Source organism: Dolichospermum sp. UHCC 0352, assembly GCF_009711925.1.
Taxonomy (GTDB): domain Bacteria; phylum Cyanobacteriota; class Cyanobacteriia; order Cyanobacteriales; family Nostocaceae; genus Dolichospermum; species Dolichospermum lemmermannii.
The window spans coordinates 17524-39824 of the sequence record NZ_VIKY01000290.1; the positions used below are offsets into that span (position 1 = coordinate 17524).

At 37.7% G+C, this 22301-nt stretch carries 25 protein-coding genes; 15 read left to right on the top strand and 10 right to left on the bottom strand.

The window, feature by feature from the left end; translation table 11 throughout:
* Positions 1-86 precede the first annotated feature (86 nt).
* From FJR06_RS21110 to proC, 9 genes are all read left to right on the top strand, one after another.
* Positions 87-1685, top strand: coding sequence for a PfaD family polyunsaturated fatty acid/polyketide biosynthesis protein (locus FJR06_RS21110; protein WP_083881495.1), 1599 nt, complete (start codon positions 87-89; stop codon positions 1683-1685).
* A gap of 146 nt (positions 1686-1831) precedes the next feature.
* On the top strand, positions 1832-3160 hold the full coding sequence (locus tag FJR06_RS21115; protein WP_015078586.1) for a condensation domain-containing protein: 1329 nt from the start codon (positions 1832-1834) through the stop codon (positions 3158-3160).
* Positions 3161-3466, top strand: a complete 306-nt coding sequence (locus tag FJR06_RS21120; protein WP_015078587.1) for a phosphopantetheine-binding protein — start codon at positions 3161-3163, stop codon at positions 3464-3466. It abuts the gene before it with no gap.
* A gap of 140 nt (positions 3467-3606) precedes the next feature.
* On the top strand, positions 3607-5466 hold the full coding sequence (locus FJR06_RS21125) for a hypothetical protein (RefSeq protein ID WP_168652213.1): 1860 nt from the start codon (positions 3607-3609) through the stop codon (positions 5464-5466).
* Positions 5467-5583: 117 nt separating this feature from the next.
* Positions 5584-5958 (top strand): hypothetical protein, encoded by a 375-nt coding sequence (locus FJR06_RS21130; RefSeq protein WP_015078589.1) that lies wholly within the window; start codon positions 5584-5586, stop codon positions 5956-5958.
* Positions 5959-6513: 555 nt separating this feature from the next.
* Positions 6514-6792 carry a transcriptional coactivator PipX gene (pipX, locus tag FJR06_RS21135; RefSeq protein WP_015078590.1) on the top strand — a complete coding sequence of 93 codons (279 nt, stop codon included), beginning with the start codon at positions 6514-6516 and terminating at the stop codon, positions 6790-6792.
* Positions 6789-7457 (top strand): YggS family pyridoxal phosphate-dependent enzyme, encoded by a 669-nt coding sequence (locus FJR06_RS21140; RefSeq protein ID WP_168632274.1) that lies wholly within the window; start codon positions 6789-6791, stop codon positions 7455-7457. The genes pipX and FJR06_RS21140 overlap by 4 nt, the downstream gene beginning before the upstream one ends.
* A 365-nt stretch (positions 7458-7822) precedes the next feature.
* Positions 7823-8425, top strand: coding sequence for a cell division protein SepF (locus FJR06_RS21145; protein WP_015078592.1), 603 nt, complete (start codon positions 7823-7825; stop codon positions 8423-8425).
* 57 nt (positions 8426-8482) lie between these two features.
* A complete protein-coding gene (proC, locus tag FJR06_RS21150) occupies positions 8483-9298 on the top strand; it encodes a pyrroline-5-carboxylate reductase (protein ID WP_168652214.1) in 816 nt (271 codons plus the stop codon).
* An 87-nt stretch (positions 9299-9385) separates the two neighbouring features.
* Here the strand turns inward: proC and FJR06_RS21155 are convergent, their stop codons facing one another.
* The 8 genes from FJR06_RS21155 to FJR06_RS21185 all read right to left on the bottom strand — a co-directional run bounded on the left by FJR06_RS21155 (position 9386) and on the right by FJR06_RS21185 (position 12979).
* The gene (locus tag FJR06_RS21155; protein WP_015078594.1) at positions 9386-9757 is read right to left on the bottom strand and encodes a DUF5615 family PIN-like protein; all 372 of its coding nucleotides are present in this window, start codon (positions 9755-9757) and stop codon (positions 9386-9388) included.
* Positions 9754-9984, bottom strand: a complete 231-nt coding sequence (locus FJR06_RS21160) for a DUF433 domain-containing protein (RefSeq protein ID WP_015078595.1) — start codon at positions 9982-9984, stop codon at positions 9754-9756. Before FJR06_RS21160 ends, FJR06_RS21155 begins: the two co-directional genes overlap by 4 nt.
* A gap of 34 nt (positions 9985-10018) precedes the next feature.
* Positions 10019-10261 carry a DUF2281 domain-containing protein gene (locus FJR06_RS21165; protein ID WP_235081938.1) on the bottom strand — a complete coding sequence of 81 codons (243 nt, stop codon included), beginning with the start codon at positions 10259-10261 and terminating at the stop codon, positions 10019-10021.
* Between the two features lie 108 nt (positions 10262-10369).
* Positions 10370-10621, bottom strand: coding sequence for a hypothetical protein (locus tag FJR06_RS21170; RefSeq protein ID WP_053540354.1), 252 nt, complete (start codon positions 10619-10621; stop codon positions 10370-10372).
* An 89-nt stretch (positions 10622-10710) separates the two neighbouring features.
* Positions 10711-10845 carry a hypothetical protein gene (locus FJR06_RS24800; RefSeq protein WP_256369542.1) on the bottom strand — a complete coding sequence of 45 codons (135 nt, stop codon included), beginning with the start codon at positions 10843-10845 and terminating at the stop codon, positions 10711-10713.
* Between the two features lie 16 nt (positions 10846-10861).
* Positions 10862-11602, bottom strand: coding sequence for a hypothetical protein (locus FJR06_RS21175; protein WP_174783515.1), 741 nt, complete (start codon positions 11600-11602; stop codon positions 10862-10864).
* 33 nt (positions 11603-11635) lie between these two features.
* Positions 11636-12598 carry a hypothetical protein gene (locus tag FJR06_RS21180; protein ID WP_053540352.1) on the bottom strand — a complete coding sequence of 321 codons (963 nt, stop codon included), beginning with the start codon at positions 12596-12598 and terminating at the stop codon, positions 11636-11638.
* A 132-nt stretch (positions 12599-12730) separates the two neighbouring features.
* The gene (locus FJR06_RS21185) at positions 12731-12979 is read right to left on the bottom strand and encodes a DUF2281 domain-containing protein (protein WP_096666164.1); all 249 of its coding nucleotides are present in this window, start codon (positions 12977-12979) and stop codon (positions 12731-12733) included.
* A gap of 47 nt (positions 12980-13026) precedes the next feature.
* Here FJR06_RS21185 and FJR06_RS21190 point away from each other — a divergent pair, with 47 nt between their 5' ends.
* The 6 genes from FJR06_RS21190 (at position 13027) to FJR06_RS21215 (ending at position 18726) form a co-directional block, all read left to right on the top strand.
* The gene (locus FJR06_RS21190) at positions 13027-13488 is read left to right on the top strand and encodes a hypothetical protein (protein WP_254434463.1); all 462 of its coding nucleotides are present in this window, start codon (positions 13027-13029) and stop codon (positions 13486-13488) included.
* A gap of 260 nt (positions 13489-13748) precedes the next feature.
* On the top strand, positions 13749-13931 hold the full coding sequence (locus tag FJR06_RS21195) for a hypothetical protein (RefSeq protein ID WP_254434464.1): 183 nt from the start codon (positions 13749-13751) through the stop codon (positions 13929-13931).
* Between the two features lie 37 nt (positions 13932-13968).
* Positions 13969-14403 carry a DUF29 domain-containing protein gene (locus FJR06_RS21200; RefSeq protein ID WP_015078603.1) on the top strand — a complete coding sequence of 145 codons (435 nt, stop codon included), beginning with the start codon at positions 13969-13971 and terminating at the stop codon, positions 14401-14403.
* 160 nt (positions 14404-14563) lie between these two features.
* On the top strand, positions 14564-17245 hold the full coding sequence (locus FJR06_RS21205) for an RNA helicase (protein ID WP_168652215.1): 2682 nt from the start codon (positions 14564-14566) through the stop codon (positions 17243-17245).
* A gap of 202 nt (positions 17246-17447) precedes the next feature.
* A complete protein-coding gene (locus tag FJR06_RS21210) occupies positions 17448-17717 on the top strand; it encodes a helix-turn-helix domain-containing protein (RefSeq protein ID WP_168652216.1) in 270 nt (89 codons plus the stop codon).
* Complete coding sequence (locus FJR06_RS21215) at positions 17692-18726, top strand: restriction endonuclease (protein ID WP_168652217.1); 1035 nt, start codon at positions 17692-17694, stop codon at positions 18724-18726. Before FJR06_RS21210 ends, FJR06_RS21215 begins: the two co-directional genes overlap by 26 nt.
* Here FJR06_RS21215 and FJR06_RS21220 read toward each other — a convergent pair.
* Both FJR06_RS21220 and FJR06_RS21225 read right to left on the bottom strand, forming a co-directional pair.
* On the bottom strand, positions 18683-19876 hold the full coding sequence (locus FJR06_RS21220; protein ID WP_168652218.1) for a DNA cytosine methyltransferase: 1194 nt from the start codon (positions 19874-19876) through the stop codon (positions 18683-18685). The two genes, FJR06_RS21215 and FJR06_RS21220, sit on opposite strands and share 44 nt — an antisense overlap.
* A 262-nt stretch (positions 19877-20138) precedes the next feature.
* A complete protein-coding gene (locus FJR06_RS21225) occupies positions 20139-21983 on the bottom strand; it encodes a tetratricopeptide repeat protein (RefSeq protein ID WP_168652219.1) in 1845 nt (614 codons plus the stop codon).
* Positions 21984-22301 lie beyond the last annotated feature (318 nt).

The window sequence follows — 22301 nt, forward strand, 5'->3', positions numbered from 1 at the left end:
AAAACATTCAAATTGATGATTAGAGGTTAAATAACGTGGTTAATTTAGAAAACAAATATCAACAACAACTCAAATTTTCTCCTTCAATGAATAACAATTATCAAGGATGGCAAGGCGATTTAAATACTGTGTCTTTTGATGCAGTAAATATTAAAAATAAACTGATGAATTTAAATTCTCCTTGTTATATTCTGAATAAAGAAGGACAAATTGGCATTAGCAATGAAGGCAGTTTATCATATAGTGCTAACGGTAAAACTCAGAAATTGGAAATGCTTTTAACTGTTCCTACTATCGGATTTCATCAATTAGGTGATCCAACTTTTCTAGAGTTCTACGGCGTAAAATATGCCTATATGACTGGGGCAATGGCTCAAGGTATTGCATCTGAAGAAATGGTAATTACCTTGGGAAAAGCCAACATTTTAAGCTCCTTTGGTGCAGGAGGTTTATCTCCTTCCCGGATAGAAACAGCAATTCACAAAATTCAACAAGCTTTGCATAACAAATCTTATGTTTTCAACTTGCTTCATAGTCCTAGCGAACCTGCTATTGAACGGCGTTTAATTGATTTGTATTTACAGCATCAAGTCAGAATAATTGAAGCCTCTGCATTCTTAGATTTGAGTGATAATATCGTCTACTATCGGGCTGCTGGACTAAGTTTAAATTCAGCTAATGACATTGAAATCAAAAATAAAATTATTGCCAAAGTTTCCCGGCGAGAAGTTGCCACTAAATTCCTCCAACCTGCACCCACAAAAATTCTCACCCAATTAGTTGAACAAGGATTAATTAGCGAATTGCAAGCTAATCTTGCCGCGAAGATTCCTATGGCTGATGATATTACCGTAGAAGCAGATTCAGGAGGACATACAGATAATCGTCCCTTGGTTTGTTTATTACCTTCTATCTTAGAATTAAGAGACGAAATTCAACGTAAATATTGTTATAAACAACCTGTAAGAATTGGGGTAGCTGGGGGAATTTCCACACCCCAATCAGCACTAGCAGCCTTAATGATGGGTGCAGCTTATATTGTCACCGGTTCTATTAATCAATCTTGCCTTGAAGCTGGGACTTCTGAATATACAAAAAAGCTCCTAGCTGAAGCAGAAATGACTGATGTAATGATGGCACCCGCAGCAGATATGTTTGAAATGGGAGTCAAATTACAAGTTCTTAAGCGGGGAACTCTTTTCCCCCTTCGCGCTCAAAAACTAGGGGAATTATACAGAAATTATAATTCGTTTGCCGAAATTCCTCCAGATGAAATAGAAAAGTTAGAAAAACAAATTCTGCGAAAAACAATTGCCGAAATTTGGCAAGAAACATCTACTTATTTATCTCAACGTAACCCAGAAAAATTAAGCAAAGCAGCTAATAATCCTAAATTAAAAATGGCATTAATATTTCGCTGGTATTTAGGACTATCTTCCCGGTGGTCAAATACTGGAGAAAAAGGTCGGGAAATTGATTATCAAATCTGGTGTGGACCAGCAATGGGAAGTTTTAATAATTGGGTACGTCATTCTTACTTAGCAGATATCAATAATCGTCGAGTAGTTGATATAGCCGATCAAATTATGACAGGTGCAGCGTATTTATATCGTATTCAAAACTTAAAAATTCAAGGCTTACAAATGCCAGAAGAATTCAGCCAATATCATCCACAAAATTTGTAGTTAGCACTATACAGCATTTCCTCTGTGATCTCTGTGCCTCTGTGGTTCGTTATCAAAATACAATAATGCCCACAACATAAACAAATCAAATTAGATTTATATGCAAGTGAGGGATTTATCCCTCACTACCAACAACGGTGATAAAAATGGCTATAAATAGAAAATTAGGACAGCTAGAAGAAACAATGGAAATCCTGAATCAACGAGCTAAAACATGGAACTTAGTTACCATTAGCCGGATTCAAGGAAATATTCAAGAAACGGTTCTCAGACAGTCTTTAGATATTATTCAATATCGTCATCCTGCGCTTAATGCTCATATTATTAATTCTAGAAATTCCTACTATTATCAGTCCAAAGGTACAGGAAAACTTCCTTTGCAAGTTGTTAATATTAGAGAAAGTCAGGAATGGGAAGCAATCGTTAATACAGAAATGAATCAGGTAATTGATAGTAGTAAATATCTGCTACGAGTCGTACTTGTAAAAATATTAAATCAGCAGAATATTAATTATCTAATTACAACTACACATCATGCTATTACCGACGGTTTATCAAGCATCCAACTTCATTCAGAAATTTTAACCTACTGTCAAAAAATTACCGCAGGTAAATCCATTCCAGCAGTTACTACGTTAGAACCACTTCCACCCATTGAAAAACTATTACCTCCATGGACAAATAGTTTTAAAGGCAAACTAGGGAGAATTGCTTTATTATTAAATCTCGCACTGCAAAAATATTGGAATCAACCAAAAACATTAGGAGTAGAAAAATATGTTCCCATTTCTCAACGGCGTTGCGAAATTATTCATAGACAACTTAGCGAAGAATCAACACAACAGTTTATTCAGCAATGCAGACAAGAAAAAACTACAGTACAAAGTGCTTTATGTGCGGCATTAATGTTAACAGTCTCCAAACAACTGACTAAAAGCCATGAAGATAATATTCGAGTTAGTTGTTTATCATATCTTGATTTAAGAAGACGGTTACAACCAGAAATTAGTCAAGAAAATATGACGGTTTTAGCAGCCTCTATCATGGGATTTTATCGAATTACTAATAATATATCTTTTTGGGAATTAGCGCGAAAAGCAAAACATACTCTTAATAAAAAAATTAGCCAAGGAGAAATTGTTCAAATGATATTTCTCGCTAAACAATTGATAAATTTTTCTTTGCTATTCCCGAATCAAGTATCTGCTACAGTTTCAGTTTCTAACATTGGTAAAGTTAATATTCCCCATACTTATGGAGAATTAGAACTAGAAGAAATCAGTTTTGTTGGTTCTCATGCTTTATATGCAGGAATGTTTATTGTTCACGCTGCTACTTTTCAAGAAAAAATGACTTTAAATTTTGTTTTTTCTCAACCTGCACTTAATCGCCAAACCATAGAAAAACTTGTTGATAATTGCATTGATTATATCATGAAGATCTCATCTCATTACTTAATACCAGGAGGTACATAAATGAATAACAATCTCTCTCATTCCCTACCCGACAACCAAGATAACGCCACTAAAATTCAAGCTTGGTTAGTTTCCGAAATTTCCTCTTTACTGGGAGTTAATCCAGAAGAAATAAATATTCGTGAACCTTTAGATAGTTACGGTTTAGACTCAGCACAAACCATAATTATCGCTAGTAGAGCCGAAAAGTTTTTGGGATTTAAATTATCACTTATCCACCTTTGGTATTATCCCACCATTGAAGAACTTTCTCTCAGATTATCTGAAGAATTAGAAAATTCCCAGTCAGAAATTATCCAGATATAACCTCTACAAATTCTGTTTAATTACTGATAAACCAGTTTTTCCTCCTTGATTATTGGGACACTTCGCTAGATTAGGATAGCCTAATTCAGCCAGGTGTCCTCTTTTCTAACTTCCTATTTTTAAATACAGGAAATTTTGTTATGAACGCAGCAGAAATTTTAGCAAAACTCACTCAACAAGGTGTCTTATTCTGGTCAGAAAATAGCAAGCTAAATATTCGTTCTCCCAAGGGTGTAATTACTCCAGAAATACAAATAGAAATAGCTACATATAAAGAAGATATTTTAGCATTAATCCAGGAAATGAATGTTACAAATAACTATGCCCATGAACCTTTAACTCAAGGTATTAGTTTACAAACTATTGGTAAATTAATTGGTGGCTTTTCTGGAGAATCACCCACAGGATATCAAGCACCAATTATTAATCCTCAATTCATGGCTGAAAACTTAAAAGTTACTTTTAGACCTTTACCCGATAATTATCATCATCAAGTTATTGTCAGATTTCGCCAACAATTAATTTTCTATCTGCAAAAGCATGGTGTGAAAGTAATTCCCTGGAAAGAAGCCACAACCGAATTAAAACATACCATTAAAATCCCCATTATTAACTGGCAGAAATCTTTAAAAATGCAGAGTGTCAGAGCAGATATTGATGCTGTAATAGACGTAGAAAGACCAAACTCATGGTTAAGAAAATTAGGAATATTTATAGCTGAGGCTTGGTATAAGTTATCTTATACATGGTTGAAAGAAAAACAGCAAATGTCCGTTATTGAAATTGCTAAATTAAGTAGTTGGGCTGAAGATCATGCTGCCAAATATGTGGAAGATCCGACAAATACACAAGTAATAATTCTCACTGATATAGATGCTGAATTTGTTAATCCACTCACACCTTATTCAGAAAAAATTCGCATTGGTATCAATACACTAGTTAAAACCTTTTCAGAAATTGTTATTGGTGTATCTGATGAAAAATTTTCTATTTTGAATATGAATCTTTCTGATTCTAAATTCGCTCCCCATGAAATTGAAAATTTTGCTTTAAAATCACTTATTCCTAAAGTATTTGTCCCCATTACTCCATTATTAATTAGTCGCTTTGAACTAGGAGAATATAATCCTCATCTATCAAACCATGCCGGAAAGCTGGTAAAATTAGGGCAAGAATTAGCATCTACAGGTTTATTTCCCGCCGGATTTAAATTAGATGAAGTTATTAAAAGAAAATCCCATAGAGACATTGTTAATGTCATCGTTAATGGCAGAACAGGAGTATCTTATGGTTTTGTGGCTTATGCTGAACCTCCTCATTATGTCGGTAAGCCAGAAATCACTATTGATGAATGGGAGAATTTATTACCTGTAGCCGGATTTAGTAGTTATGAACTTCGCCAAAATGAACAAGGTAGACGTTTTATTAAACTAAATATCAACGCCGAAAATAGATTTAAGCAAATACCTGATATTTGGTTAGTTAGTTCTCGTTCTGGGGCAAATAAAACGGATTTAAACATTGATTCTGATATTCTGCGGATTGGTTTACAAGATAAATTACATCTGCAATTACCATTAGGAAGTAATTCAAAAAAAGCAGATATCAAACCTTCCTATGATATCTATGTCATGTTAGCCATTAGTTTAGCTGCGGCTTTATACACACCAGAATTAATTGCCAATGGTGCGCCCATAGTTCACTTTCATGGCTATCCTAGTTTTGATTGGTTTCAAGACAATGAATATTGTGTGGGGATGAATAATCCTTCTGTACCTTGTGGAACTTATGAATCAGGGGTTTTCAATTTTCTAGGAATTGCTGATTTAGGTGATCAAATAATCAATGATGTCAATTTAATTAGCTTAGTAGAACCAGATCATGGCACAAATTTTATTGCTAATGATTTGGAGTATTTAGTAAATAGGTTAAAAGCTGGGTGCGTAACTGGACAAATTGAACTAGGTGGGAAAAATTTTCCTTCTCTGAAAAATCGGTAACAAGATCCCCGACTTCTTCAAGAAGTCGGGGATCTGACTCTGGTAAATAAGCAACGCATTTATCTTACAATATATACATAATATACATAATATACATAAAGCAGAAAGACTAAAGACATGAAATTCCTAAGAACAGACGTTCCGATCACTTACGAGAACAGGAAGTCGCTTAAAATATCGGATCTAAAGGAGATTGGGTTTGAGTTAAAGTTTTTCTGTCCCAGTAAGGCGGGTTATATACTCACGTTTACGAAAGCCTGGGATATGGCACCTGTAGCGTTCTGCGAAGACGAGCGCACAGTGCTTTTCGTTACAATGAAACTAGCTCGAGAGATCATTGATCTCATTGAGGAGGAACTCGACTACGATGAAATGACAACAGAGGAACTTCACCTCTGCAAAAAGGAAAAGGAATTATTAATGCTTGCGGCAAAAGCAGCAGGGTTGCTTCTCCTCGTTGGTAAATTGGCGCATGAATTCCCGGTATTCTAGATTTAAGCAATGAATTTAGGTGTTTTCATCCGTCGAGAGACAGAAGCCCTCAATTCTAATATGACATTTTTCATCTCGTTCCCAGTCTCGGACTGGGAATACTATCTAGAGGCTCTGCCTCTATTGTTATTCAAGGCAGAGCCTTGAGAATTCATTCCCATACAGAGTATGGGAACGAGAAAAAATTTTCTTCTTTCTTCTTTCTTCTTTCTTCCTGACTCCTTAATCTCCTGACTCCTGACTCCTACTATATGCCGGCTGGATAAATGTCCATTTTTGCGCCGTTGGGTGAGAATTGTGGCAGGATAGAAAGAAGCCTGTGCAACATCACAGACTTAAAAGGGTGTTGTTTTGCTTCAGAAACCGTCAAGAAGATTGTTAGTTTCGCACTGTCAACGAAAAATTTGGCGGAAGGGATATACTATCCTCTGAATGTTAGTAAATTGCAGAACAAGCTATAGCGGTTGTCAGTTGCATGAAAACATCCAGTTATCATCAAACTTTTCAGCCTGTTCCCCGTTCCCGGCTACATATACTCCCCACCCTGACTAGGAAATGAATCCAGAAAACTCAGAAACTTACATAAATCATCCAACTTGGGGTTTACTCTATAGGATCTGTATGGTTGATGAGAACCAGGATCTGTTTACCACACTCTACGCCCAACGCTTATTTTTTCTGGTAACAACTGAGCTTAAAGCCCTGAAATTTCAGCCAATTGGCCGGACTGAAGCCAGAATGATGCTGGAAAATCGCCTACGGACTTTGCGCCGCAGTGGTAATTCTCAAGAGTACGAGCAACTTCAAGGTGTATTTCAGCGCACATTCCAATGAGTAGTTCACTTAGCGATCGCCTTACTCAAATTCGCGCCTCACTCCCATCTACAGTGAGGTTGATTGCTGTTACAAAAAGAGTATCTACCGAATTAATGCGGGAAGCATACACCGCAGGAGTTCGTGATTTTGCCGAAAGTCGCATCCAAGAAGCTGCCAGTAAACAAGCCGAATTGCAAGATCTATCGGATATTACCTGGCACTTAATTGGACATCTGCAAACGAACAAGGCCAGAAAAGCCTTAGAACTATTTCAATGGATTCACTCCGTTGATAACTTGCCGCTGGCACAACGCTTAAATACTCTAGCGCAAGAACTGGGAGTGAATCCTAACGTATGCTTACAAGTCAAACTTCTCCCCGACGCGAATAAATCTGGTTGGATGGTTCCAGAATTATTAGCTGACTTGGCAGCACTCAACCAATGTCAAAATTTACAAATTCAAGGTTTGATGACAATTCCGCCGCAAGGTTTGGCGGATGCAGAAATTTTAACACTATTTAATAGTACATACAAATTAGCACAAACCATCAAATCACAAAATTGGCCAAATATTACAATGCAGCAATTATCAATGGGTATGTCTGGGGATTACCAATTGGCAGTGCAAGCAGGGGCAACAATGGTGCGATTAGGTACAATTTTGTTTGGTGAACGAGCCTAGACATAGCTGTAGTCATACTTCGAGACGGCATGATTAACACTCGGTTGCGAATTTACTACCAAGTATTGATAATTGTCAAAAAATATAATATTCTCATAAGTAATTCTTAATTGCAAAGGTGGTCAGACCCCCTTTATTTTTAATGATCATTAGGCTACAATTTTAACTCAATGTTACAGATTCGTTAATGTGCAGGCATTAACATGAGTATCTGTTGATAATTGAGAATTTGTACTAAAGAGTAAAATCAGTAGTACAATTGCTACGTCCAACATCTACTATAGTTACGACTACTGCCTAAAAGGAACTTTAATGTAACTTATAGCCAGGAAAATTAGGGGAATTTTAATCCAGGAGCGTACAACATGAGTAATATATTTTCCAAACTCAGGGACTTTGTTGGTTTGAATGAGCAGGTAGAATACGAATACTACGAAGAAGAAGCTGATACAGCCAATAATTATCAGAATATCTATCAGCAAGAAAATCCTCAACCAGCGCCACAGGAAACTACTCCTGCCAATCGGCGTTGGCGGGAAAATCCACCTACCACTACTGAAGAAGTAGCAACAACAGTATCCAAACCTATGAGTAATGTTATTGGTATGCCAGGCGCAATTAATGGAATCTCTGAAGTTCTAGTCCTCGAACCTCGCACATTTGAAGAAATGCCCCAAGCGATTCAAGCATTGCGCGAACGCAAATCAGTAGTATTAAATTTGACCATTATGGACCCCGACCAAGCTCAACGTGCAGTTGACTTTGTTGCCGGTGGTACTTATGCCTTAGACGGACATCAAGAACGAATTGGTGAAAGCATCTTCTTGTTTACTCCCAGTTGCGTGCAAGTTAGCACTCAAGGTGGTTTAATACATGAAGTGCCTATCAGCCAAGCTCGTCCCGCTCGTCCCGCAGCGACAGCAGCAACGACCGCTTGGGGAAATGAACCCACTCGGATGGCACAGTAAGGTAAATTAGTCATTAGTTCTGATAATTAATTGACCACTAACTAGTGACTAATCAAAATGAATATAAAATTTGGCTTAATTGGCGGTGGGGTAATGGGAGAAGCTCTATTATCCCGCCTTATTGTCAGTGGTATTTATCAAGGCTCAGAAATCATCGTCAGTGAACCCCAGGCTGAACGTCGCGGCTATTTAGAGCAGCAATATGGGGTGGTTGTAACTACGGATAATAGCTTGGTGTTAGGGGAAGCAAAAACAGCGGTGATGTTGGCAATCAAACCCCAAATATTTAGTGCTGTAGCCCAAGAATTAGCAGATATCCTGCCCACAGAACATTCACCCCTGATCATTTCTATACTGGCGGGTGTAACTTTAAAACAATTGGAAGCAGCCTTTCCCCAAGTTCCCATAATTCGGGCTATGCCTAATACTCCCGCTACAGTAGGTGCAGGGGTAACGGCAATTTCTCTAGGTGCTTACACTCATCCCCATCACCAACAAACAGCACAGCAGATTTTTACCGCTGTGGGGGAAGTGGTGGAAGTATCGGAAAGTCTCATGGATGCGGTGACAGGATTATCTGGTAGTGGACCGGCTTATGTGGCATTGATGATCGAAGCTTTAGCTGATGGGGGTGTGGCTGTGGGTTTACCAAGAGCGATCGCTCAACAACTAGCTGTACAAACGGTATTAGGAACAGCTACACTGATACAAGAAACAAAAATCCACCCAGCGGAACTCAAGGATAGAGTTACCAGTCCTGGGGGGACAACCATTGCCGGTGTCAGCGCCTTGGAAAAAGCCGGTTTTCGTTCTGCTATCATTGAAGCCGTCAAAGCCTCAAAAGAACGCGCTCAGGAATTGGGGAAAGGGTGATAAGTGAAGTTTTTTTATGATATGCAGCACGGGAAATTACAAAATACAGCGGTTTATGGTTGAAAACCCAGAAATATCCACTCCCTCTTAACCACGTTTAATGGGTAAAATACGCACCCTAGATTGGGCTTTGTCAACTGTTAGCAACGCACCGGAAAAAAGAGAAGATTCAAACTGGTTCAGGGCTGAAATTACTATATTTTCAATGCTACTAGGCAAAATATCCTGAGTCCGAACCTGAATAACGCTGGGAGTATTTGCACCTGTGGCAGCTAATAGAGAACCGAAGTCTAAATCGTGGGTAAAGACGATATATCCATTAGTTCTTGCCCACTCCATAATTACCGAATCTTTCTCACGGGTATCGCCAACTGTAGACCAGTGGACAGCGGTAATGTTATACCTCCCAAAAACCGCTACCCAATCAGGGGAAAGATTCATATCAATCAAAATTTTCATGCACTTATCAACGGGACTTCAATTTCTTCAGCCCGCCATGCAGCATAGGCAAGAGCTTCATAGATATCTGCTTCTTCAAGGTATGGGTAAGCCTTGAGTATATCATTTGCACTGTGTCCAGATGCCATTAGTCCAACGATAGTACCAACTGTGACACGCATTCCCCGGATGCAGGGTTTGCCGCCCATTACTTCTGGGTTACGGGTAATTCTGGTGAGGTTTTGCATAGCTGATTAAATTGGGAAACCAGAAATGGCTGCGTTAATCTTTTCCATTATCACTCTTTTTGACTGAACTTCCCAAGGCTGCAATTGAAAGCAAAAAGTTTTTACTAGTTTTTTGGGATTGTTTTTGAGTTGCTTTATAGCGCAGGTAATCAATAAAATTGATGAGTTCAGTGAGTGAATCTTCTGGCAATGTCTTAATTGACTCAATAATCTGCTCTCGGTTTTTGGTTAAAGTATCCATATATTGATTTAAAGGAATGCGGCTTACTTCAAACACACTATTCTATTCTGACTGAAATTGCTAAATTAGCTGTTAGAAAATGTTGTAGTTCTTGGATCTGTTGATCACATTTGTTGATATCAAACTTATAAGGAAAAAGTGTGATCACGAATAATCTTCCTTTTTGCGGTCAATAATATCAATTATCAAAAAACCCTGATCTGTTTTTTTAAATAGTAGCCGTACTGTGGGATCTACTTTGACTACCCACGTATCTGTATCCTCAAGTTTATCAGACTTTAATCGCTGTGATTTATCAACATCTAGCTGCTTTATTACTTTAGAAACCCTATTTTTCTGACTTGATGGCATGGTTTCATAAGCCATCAAAGCTTTTTCTCTAAATTGCACAGTCATATTTATATCTCCATAAACTAGCCGCAGGGGAAGAAATCAAAGGTTTACCCCTATATCATAGCCTTATTTAATCGCTTCATTAACGTACCCTAAAATATAGTGCGATAGCGAAACGCTCCGTAGGAATCGCTATCCTCAATTTCATTAAATTGGTCTGGGAGAACGATCGCTAAACAACTAGCTGTACAGACAATCTTAGTAACATCAACACTATCTATTAGCAAGCCGTCAAATTGTGATTTAATTCACAAGAAGTAACTTATAACTTGGCAGTTCGGTAAACTGATCATAGAACTTGGTCTTTATATCTAAAATTTCTCTTTCCATCTCAAGAAAATATTCTCCATTTTTTTCAGTTTCTAGCATTTCTCTTAAACGTGATCCCAATCTACCTGAATGAGTAGATGATAAAAGTGATGCTTTCTCCATAGATTCTCTAGCATCGTGACAATAGTGAGGATAGTAAAAGCGTGATTGATTGTCTCCACTAATACTCAGTTGCTTAGACATTCTTTTCCAAAATTCACCATATTCAACTGAGATCAAAATCTCACCCCAAAATCTCAATACAGTTAATAACTTGATATCACATAGTTCAGATCCAGCAACACTGATAAGCGATTCAATCTCCTCAATTGTACGAGTTGTTGTAACTGTTTGACGAGAACCTGAAATCTCGGACTGCGTAGCTCCAAGAGAAATTAAGTCATGAACTAATTCTTCCCTGTGTGATGGCGTATTTCCATTGATATCAGGGTACTCTTCCCGTAAAATCTTTCGAGCTATCTTGGTAGCTTCTATATCTGTAAGACCATCAATCGCCATATCATAAACTTTAGTAAATTCGAGCGAAAGGAATCTTCGCTGAAGAAGTATTTGAAGAAAATCCTTTTGAGATATAAACTCAATTCCTTGAAAAACTTTGTGACTTCTAAATAAAGCAATCAGTTTCTCTTCTTCGTTGTCAAGATTGGTAATCATTAGTGTTCTCTATTAAACGTTAAAGGATTATAATTAGAATTTGTCAGCCATAATACTGATTTCCGTTCGCCAATTTCTCACATCAGAAAATTCCTGTCCAATACTCCATAACATTGCTACTTCCCTAGAGACTGATTTTCCCAGAATAGAAGTTTCACTCTGTACTTCGATTTGAGGGGCTTTTATAGCAAGTTGTCCATGAAAGAACAGGCTTACAAAAAAGTGTTCATCAACATTATATACAGAAATTGAAGGCATTGCATTATAAAGCTTAATCTGCAAATATTTTCTGTTTTCCTCGTCTACTCTCTCAGCAATGTCACTTAATACATCAAGACAATGTTCTACACCTGATCTAACTTGGTTTTCTTGAAATTTAGAAGTACCAAACCTGTGTAATGCTTCACTACGTAATGTTGCAATACCCGAATTAGGGTACAGCATCAGAATCTGCACAGTGTTTTTTTTACTTAAAGCATCTACTAAGGCATCAGCTAAAAAATCAAGATTTGGAATCCATGTATTCAAAATAGTAACTTTTTTTGATCTACCAATGAGCTTCTCAAAATCTTTATCATATAAGCTTTGATGAACAGCTACTATTCCAGCATAATGAGCTTCCTTCAGCAACTGAGACATAGTTTCTATATCAAATTTGGATAGAATTTCTTCAATCTTGAGCAAATGCCCAATTTTAGTAGTTGGTTCACGTAACTTCTTAACTACATCCTCAACCAATAATTCAGATAACTTTTCAGTATCATTTTTATGACGAATAGATTGAATACGTCGATATATAACAAATGACAATATGAAAAGAAAGGGAACTGGTATCAAATTTGTAAGTATACTTTTTAGAAACTCCAATATCCCTGGAGGAATATTTTGTATTGAAGAAACTACGAAGTAGGTAGCTACTAATGTTATCAATGCGACTATAGCTACGATAAATATTAATCTTTCAACTTCTGCCAAAAGTTCGGTTTGTCTTTTCATGTTTTTTATTGGCACTTAATTTTTATGTATCAAAAAATTTATCTTTTGTATAAATTTTTCTATACTCAGACTATAATATCACACTACTGGTGCGTTTTGCGGGTCAAGGGTGTTGGTATCCAAAATGTACATCTAAAGGCTCTCCCGTAGAATGTCTTGTCCTGATTCGGTGCGAATTTCTTCTAAAGTGGGAAAGTCATCTTTCCAAGTTCCAGCAAGTGAATAAACTAATTCTGACCAAGATAACTCGTCAATATTTTTAACAGTTTGACTGTTATTTAGATGTTTAGCACGGATAAATTCAGCAAAAGTCAGAATCTCATCAGCTTGATCTGGAGGAAGAGTTTTGACAAGTGCATAAATCTGTTCAGCAATAGTCATAATAGAGTTTTAGATAAAATCAGGTCGGTGAAATTATTTTATCGTAGATGCAACTACTGAGACAAAAATCCACCATGCAAACACTAGCCGTTACTGAAACTATCACCACCATTGCTGAAGCAGAAAAACGATTTGGCTTGAGTCGCAGTAGCTTGGATTTTTTCACAGAATGGCATGATCAATTACCTGAGATTAACTCTAATGACCACACCAACCTAGAAATTCTCTGGAAACGTTATCTTTATCATCGTTCAGGTGGACATTTATTAGAAAGTACGGTGATGCTATTACTTGTTTCTCCATTGCTGACCGTTGCAGGTTTATATGATCCACCTTTTCGCATCAAAGCAGAAGAATCTGTACAAATAACAATAGCTGATAGCGAAGAAACTCTCCAGGGTCGAATAGATTTACTGGTATTACAAGACCGTCTATGGGTAATTGTTTTAGAATCCAAAAAAACCATGTTATCAGTTCAATACCTTAGTCAAATTACGAGGGTGAGATGATAATGCTTTAACCATGAACTCCCGTTCCTCGCTCTTGCTTGGCAAAAACAATCACCCCTAAAAATTCCTTAAAGGTTTCCGACAAGGATTTTTTAAATGTATTGACGGTAGGATAAGGGTTTTAGATTCTAAACTACCTTTTCATCGAAACGCTTATATATGATTATTTTTGCCGTTTTTGCCAAAAATTATCAAGGCTCTTATTTTGGCAATAGTATTGATCAGTTTGGTCAGCATTGCCACAAACCCTGACTTACTTAATGGCTAGCCCCAACACTGATTTACCTAACTTTGGAATGTTAACCAATGGCGACGATATTGTGTTTGTCAAACTAGAAAATCAACACTATGCCATATCACGAGTATTTGCCCCATTGTCTACCCAAAGCGAATTAGAATCTGCCTGTCGAGTTCTGTGCAAAATTGCCGAAATAGTAAAATGATAAAAAAGTGTAAAATTAGGGAAAGAGGAAAAATACTATGCTAACCCAAACAGATTACGCCCTCTGGATTGAAGAGACAATTAATCTATTGAAAGAGCAAAATTATCATAGTGTTGACTGGGAAGACTTAATTGAGGAGATTGAAAGTTTGGGAAGGAGTCAAAAGCGAGAATTGCGAAATCGGCTCATCACAATGCTAGAACATTGTCTTAAACTTTGTTATTCAGACTACGTTCAAGACTATCGTGGTTGGACAGAAACAATTAAGCGTAGTCAGCGAGAATTGAAAGGCTTATTGGAAGACTCTCCCAGCTTAAGACCGTATTGGGATGAAATATTTATAGAATGTTATATCAGCGCATTAACGACTCTGCGAGAGAACTCTGATTATCAATCTTTTTCTTTTCCTGATGATTGTCCTTTTCCTCAAGAAATAGATCAAATTTTGCAACAAACTTCTTGGCGGAAGTAGTCAGTGTAATTGCTTGGCGAGTTCTCCGCAAAATTGCTGAAATAGTAAAATGATTAAAAAAAGCTCAGTAATAGCCTCACAACTTGCGCTTTTCATGTCAACGTAGCAAACCACGAATCACGTTATGATAGTGGATAGTCTGCTTGTAAATTATGATTGAGTGAATTATTCTGCCTTCGCTAATGAAATTGACCTTGGGTCAATCTTCCCCTTTGAATTAGATCAATTCCAGAAAGAAGCGATCGCCTCCCTCAATGCTGACCGTTCAGTAGTCGTCTGTGCGCCCACAGGCTCAGGAAAGACCCTCATCGGGGAATATGCTATCTATCGTGCCTTATCTCGCGGGAAACGGGTATTTTACACCACTCCCTTAAAGGCATTATCTAATCAAAAACTTCGAGACTTCCGCGAAAAATTTGGCTTTGATCAAGTTGGACTCCTCACCGGAGACGCTTCCATTCACAGGGATGCACCAATTTTGGTCATGACCACAGAAATTTTCCGCAATATGCTCTATGGTACACCCATAGGTCAAATCGGGATCTCCTTGACAGATGTTGAGGCTGTAGTGCTAGATGAATGCCACTACATGAACGATCGCCAACGGGGTACAGTGTGGGAAGAATCAATTATCTACTGTCCCCGCAGCGTCCAACTTGTAGCCCTTTCCGCTACCGTTGCCAACAGTGATCAACTCACCAGTTGGTTAAATCATGTTCATGGGCCAACAGACCTGATTTACTCCGATTTTCGCCCCGTTCCCCTAGAATTTAACTTTTGTAATCCCAAAGGATTATTTCCGTTATTAAATGAAACCAATACCAAAATTAATCCCCGCTTAGTCAAAAAGGCTAAAAAAGGATATTGGGAAAAAGGCAAAGCTGGTAGACCAGAACCGCCCGGTATTATTTATACCCTCAGCCAACTGCAAGAACGGGATATGCTCCCTGCGATTTACTTTATTTTCAGTCGTCGGGGCTGTGATAAGGCTGTCGAAGAAGTTGGTGATTTATGGTTAGTTAATAATGATGAGTCCCAAATCCTGCGGCAACAAATTGATGAATTTTTACGCAAAAACCCTGATGCTGGCAGGGCTGGACAAGTTGCCCCACTGTATCGAGGCATAGCTGCCCATCATGCCGGGATTTTACCAGCCTGGAAAGGATTTGTCGAAGAACTGTTTCAACAGGGATTAATTAAAGTTGTATTCGCTACGGAAACCTTAGCAGCGGGAATTAATATGCCCGCCCGGACAACAGTAATTTCTACTTTGTCTAAGCGGACTGATAATGGACACCGCTTACTCAATGCTTCGGAATTCCTGCAAATGGCAGGTCGCGCTGGTCGTCGGGGCATGGATCTCCAAGGCTATGTAGTGACATTACAAACTCCTTTTGAAGGAGCTAAAGAAGCGTCTTATTTAGCTACATCTAAGGCTGATCCCTTAGTTAGTCAGTTTACACCCAGTTACGGCATGGTATTGAACCTGCTGCAAACTCACACCATCGAAAAAGCCAGAGAACTGATAGAACGAAGTTTTGGACAATATATGTCCAACTTGCATTTGCAACCAGATTTTGAAGAACTGGCGCAAGTTCAAGGCGAATTATCGCAAATTCAGTCACAATTGGCAGCTATTGATGAAAATGAATTGATGCAATATGAAAAATTGCGTCAACGGCTGAAAGTAGAACGGCAAATTTTCAAAACCTTACAAGAACAAGCACAGGAAGATAGACAGGCACAATTGGCAATGATGCTAGATTTTGCCATATCTGGAACTATGTTGAGTCTCAACGACAGAAACGCCATGTCACCCCTACCGATAACAGTAGTGTTGGTTGACAAAGCCGTGAGTGTGGGTGAAACATCTTACTTTGTCTGCTTAGGGCAAAATAACCGTTGGTATGTAGCAACTTCAGCAGATATATTAGATATGTATGCGGAAATACCACGGGTAGAAGTTCCAGCGCAGCTAATACCACCTTCAGAATTGAGCTTGAAACGAGGACAATCAATCCGTGGTGATGAAAGCACGATAGCGATCGCTCAGAGTATACCCAATCCTGAAGAATTTAATCATCTACCGACAGAGGTACAGGAGCAACTCAGTCGCTTAACTGCGGTTCAAGAACAGTTAGAAACCCATCCCATTTATAAATCGGGGAATATTGCCAAAATATTTAAAAATAGAGCGCGTTGTGTGGAACTAGAAGCAGAACTTGAACATTTACAAGAGCAAGTATCATTACAATCCCAACGATATTGGGAAGAGTTTCTCTGTTTAATTGAAATCTTGCAATCCTTTGAATGTTTAGATAATTTAGTCCCCACAAAATTAGGACAAATTGCTGCGGCTATTCGCGGTGAAAATGAATTATGGTTAGGTTTAGTTCTGTCCAGTGGAGAGTTAGATAATATTGGTCCCCATAACTTAGCAGCAGTAATAGCCGCTTTGGTGACTGAAAGCCCCCGTCCAGATACAAAAGTTGACTTTAATCTATCTCCAGAAGCGGACGCAGCTTGGTTAACATTGCAACCCATTCGTCGTTCTGTATTAAAGGTGCAGTATCGTCATGGGGTAGCCTTACCTGTAGGTTTAGAAACTCGTTTTATCAGCTTAATTTCTTTGGTGGAACAATGGGCGTTAGGGGTAGAGTGGAAATCATTATGTGAAAAAACCACTTTAGATGAAGGAGACGTAGTGCGAATTTTACGCCGCACTCTGGATTTATTATCTCAGATTCCTCATGTTCCTAATTTACCAGATATGTTGCGGCGGAATGCTCAACGGGCGATGCAGTTAATTGATAGATTCCCTGTGAATGAAGCAATGGAGTAATCAGTTAAAAAATCTCTAATTTGCAGACTATATTTAAATAAAACCATTGTGGGACGGGCATCTTGCCTGTCCGAGTTGTGTAATTTGAATATGCTATTGCTGACAATCATAAATTTAAGTAGTTGTTCTTTTTGAGAATTTCCTTGTTTAATGTGACACATCGTCCGTAGACTGATAGTCCATAAACGCTCAAAATCAGCAGATGGATGAATCAAAACAAAAAATTCTGAATGCTTTAGGTTATCTAGTCAGACAACGCAGAACGGAGTTAGGAATTTCACAAGAGGAGTTAGGACTACGTGCTAACTTAGACCGCACATACATTTCTGGTGTGGAACGTGGAGTCAGAAATCCTTCTCTCACTGCTCTTGTAAGTCTTGCAGATGGCTTAGGTATTAGTGTTTCCGTTCTGCTTAGTGATCTAGAAGAAAAAGCTGTTACACAGAATGAAAAAAAACAAGGTTACTCGTAAGCGCACTAGTAGTAAAGCCTCAAAAAAATCTCCAGAATTCAACTATAACTATGACGATCTGGAAAATATAAAGGTTCATAGTCAACCACGTCATAATAGAAAAGCTCAAGAAAGCTATTTGGATGTAACCTTTACTTATAATGATGATAGATCATGGGAAGGTTCTATCGTAATTAAGTGTCGCCGTGCAGGTATTGATATACAGGAAGAATCAAAGATTAAAGACTATCTAAAACAGGCCTATATTTATTGTGACCCCAATCAGCATAAGCAATGGATAGAGAAACAACAAGAATTTTGGGAATCACCATTACCAACTAAGTCTACAAAATCACCTCCCAAGTTAGTAACAAAACCATTATTTTACAAATTACTAACCTTTCAGTGGACTTGTGTTACCTGCGTACTTCCAGGGAATAATAATCCTGCAAATAGATACAAGAGGTTAAAAGATGTGGGTTATAGCATTGCAACTCATGAGTTGATGCTATGTCAAAAGTGTGGAGATAAAAGAACTCATATTCTTCTTGTTCCACTTCCTCGTAGAGATGAATTACAATATGAAATAATGTCACCTACTTTCATAAATAGATGCTTTATTATTTTTAATTCTTATGATGTTTATGAAGGAAAAACTGTCAATAAAAAAGGATTATTAATAGAACATAAATTTCCTGAAATAAGATGGAATATAACCACACCAAGAACCAAAGAAGTTCTTGATAATCTTACAGATGAAGAAATTAAAAATGATTTTCAACTGATGACAAATCAGCGTAACTTGCAAAAAAGAGAAGTTTGCCGTCAATGCTATGAAAGTAATATTCGACCTTATCCATTTGGCATTAAGTTTTATTATCAAGGTGATGAAAAATGGCCAAATTATATACCTAAAAATGGCAAAGATGCTGAAACAGGCTGTATTGGCTGTGGTTGGTACGATATGGAAAAGTGGCGTAATTCACTTAATCAAAAGTTAGCTGAGTTTGTTGACAATGAGGAAAATTAACTGGTCGTTTTTGGTTCAAGTAAATATTATTTAAGTAAGGAATCAGTGCATAACCAATACACTCTGCTAAACGTGGTGGTACAGCATTACCAATTTGCCACATCGCTTTTTTCATACTACCTTCAAAAATAAATGAATCAGGAAATGTTTGCAATCTTGCCATTTCTCTAGCGGAAATCACGCGATTTAAATATGGATGAATATGTGTACCACCATGATTTTCTTTCACAGTCATACTTGGTTTACCAGGATATTGTCTTTTGAAAGCATCAACATATTTTTCATATAATGAACCACCAGGAGGAACTTGAGCAAGACGTTCCATATACTCCTGTGAATGTTTAGTCCACTCGTGATTAATCTCTGATATTCGAGTGTATTCGGGTAAATCAGAAATTGCTGACTCAATAGGTTTGTATTCTTCTTGATTTAATTGAGATTGAGGATAAGGGTTTGGCATTCCAAATCTATTAGCAATAAAAATAGCTCTTGGTCGAATTTGTGGAACTCCATAAGCCGCAGATTCCAGAATTGCCACAGAAATATGAGGATAACCAATAGATTCAAAAGCTTCAATAATTGCTGTCTTTACATCCCCTTTTTGAATTGTCAAAATACCTGGTACATTTTCCATCACGACATACCAAGGACGTATTTCGGAAACAACACGTACAAATTCATAAAATAACCTATTTCGAGGATCTTTTGGATCACGTTTTCCGGCTACTGAAAATCCTTGACATGGTGGACCACCAACAACAACATTAACATCAGGTGAGCCTATTTGTTGCAGCCAATCTTGGGCAGAAAATTGTTCAATATCTCCACAAAAGTGATGACATTGTGGGAAATTTTTTTTGTGCGTAGCCGAAGCAACTTGACTAATTTCAACACTAGCTAATGGTGTAAATCCAGCTTGAAATAATCCTTGTGTAATTCCCCCAGCACCACAAAACAGATCCACAAAAGTATATTGAGATAATGGACTTGTTTGAGAACTAACATCAGTAAATATCTTATATGGATCAGAATTGTTTTGATCTAGTTCGCGCTTAATACGCTCATAACGCCCTAATTTTGGTTTCTTTTGCTTTTTACTAGGGTTATGTTCATCTTCGTTAGGTAAAAAAGAAATTTGTGTTCCTTGCATTCGATAATTGATATAAAAGGTTACTGTTCTGTGACATATAGTCTACAATACATTAAGCATAGCAAAATTCGCAACCTAATTCTAAACACTAGGGGTTAGACAAGATTTATTCAGCACTTCAAAGACATTTAGTCCTAATTATAGAATAGGTGTCCATTCTAGTGAGGTAGGTTGGATTGACGCAAGAAAACCCAACATTTTATATTAAGGGTAAATCAACGTATTTTTCCCTAATTTGCCTTCTCTACCCACAGGTAAGTAATTACATATCCTCTTGATATTTCACTAACAATGTAGGAATATAATCATAGCCATCAACACCAATAATGGCAATCATTTTGGGGCGATTTTGTTGGAGTAATAATTGGAATTTGTCTGTACCAATTTGTCCCCTAATAATAGTCAATAAACCAGCAGGTTGTCGCCATTCATCAGAAGCAATTTGATCTAAAAGATACATTCCCAGACTACCAGTATAACTGGCTTTTTCATAATTAGCCATAAGATAATTAGCTTCAGCTAAATATGCTAAATTTCTGCCTTGTAAATACAAATCTCCGGAAATTTGGGCGGCTTTAAAGGCATTTTCTAAATAGTTAATTGCTGTTGGATATTGTGCGGTAACTAAATAAGCAATTCCTAAACTACTAAAACATAAAGCTTGACTTTGTAAATCATTTAATTTTTCTGCTAGTTTTAATCCTTGTTCCAGATAGTTAATTGCAAATTCATAAACTTCTGGTTCACTAAGTTCTGTTTGCTTGGCTTGCATGACTTCGCTATAACCTAGATTTACTAAAGCGTTAGCTTCTCCAGTTTTGTCCCCGGTTTGTCTACTAAAAATTAATGCCCGTTGACTATAATTAATTGCTTCACCATAATTTTGTTGTTGCACATAAGTCCGACTCAGATGGTTAAGATTGGCGATTTCACAGATTTTATCTCCGGCATTTCTGGCTATTTCTACGGCTTGTTGATGAAAATCAAGGGAGCGATCATATCTGCCTAAACCGCGCTGGGAATACCCCAATAATGTCAAAATCCGGGCTTTTTCTTGAGTACCTTCGGCAGAACGTAAAGGGGCATCTAAATAATCTAAAGCATCTCGTAAATAACTACCAGAAAATGAGGCAAAAATCCCACCGTAAAGGGGAAAGTAAGGACGTTGGGCAAAGGTTCGCAAAATTTGCAGCATGATTTGCGATGCACTGTTACTATATATTAAAGCTTGATTTTGAAAACCGCTGGCTAATTGACTCCAAATTACGGCAAATGTTAAAAATGTGGAAATAGATAATTTGGGTCCTGCTTGAATATCATAAGCTTGTTGGTCAAACCAATTAATTAAACCCCTTTGTAAAAGCTGTAAAATTATTGTTAATTCTACCCAATTACTCAAACTAATTGCCTGTTGTTTTTCGGCAAATTCTAGGGCTGATTGTTCTACTGCTAAGGTATGAAAAAAGGCTTGGGGAACTTCACTATTAACTACTTTAGCCCAACTTGCCCAGGGACTATTTTCTCCAGGTACACCTCCAAATCCTAATGAATTTTTGCGTTCATACATCCAATTCAGTAAATTTGCTTGGATTCTTTGCCAAGAAGCGATACCACGATTAATCCCGTCAGCAATTTGCTGAAAATCTTGATTAGCACTGGCAAATTGTTGTAAAGATTTGGCTAACTGTTGAAGTTGAGACAAATTTAAGGGATACTTTTGATTAGGATCAGTAGCTCGTAGCAAAGCCGTTAATCGCTCATCTGCGGTGGCTGTGGTAATTTCCCGCATAGATAGAGATATCGCTTCAGTGGCTTTATTTTGTTCTTGCCACCGTTGCCATTGAGTTTGGATAGTTTTAGCCGCGCGTAAACTCCGGGTGGCTTTGGCTTTTTTCAGTTCATCGGTTTCCGAGTCTACCTGAGATTGTATCGTATTCAGGCGATCGCTCAAAACTAATTCAAACACCTCCCCAGTCCCGGAAGTGATACCTTTGAGCAACATTTGATAAACCTGCTCTACAGAGCTAATTTTACCCTTGAGAGTGGTTTCGATAATATCGTTAATTAAAGCGAGATAATGCTCGCGTAATGGTAAAGAGTCTGACACTTTAGCTAATAGAGAACATCACAACAATTCTCATTGTAGCTGTTGCAGGTTGAGAGATTGGGAATTGACTGTGATTAAATTCCCATAAACATAAGTTTGAAGACTGAGCGATAGAATCTAAAATAATCACAATTTGGCATCTCAATTACAACAGCGATCGCGCACGTTGGCAAAATCTGGTAAATTTTGGATTATACGGGTTAGGCGTTGGAAGTCTGTTTGTGATAGTTGTACGGTCATGGGTATTGTATTCTATTGAAATTAGGTAATAAATTTTAGTTTAGAGCAAGATTTATAATCTAAGCTATATATAAATGA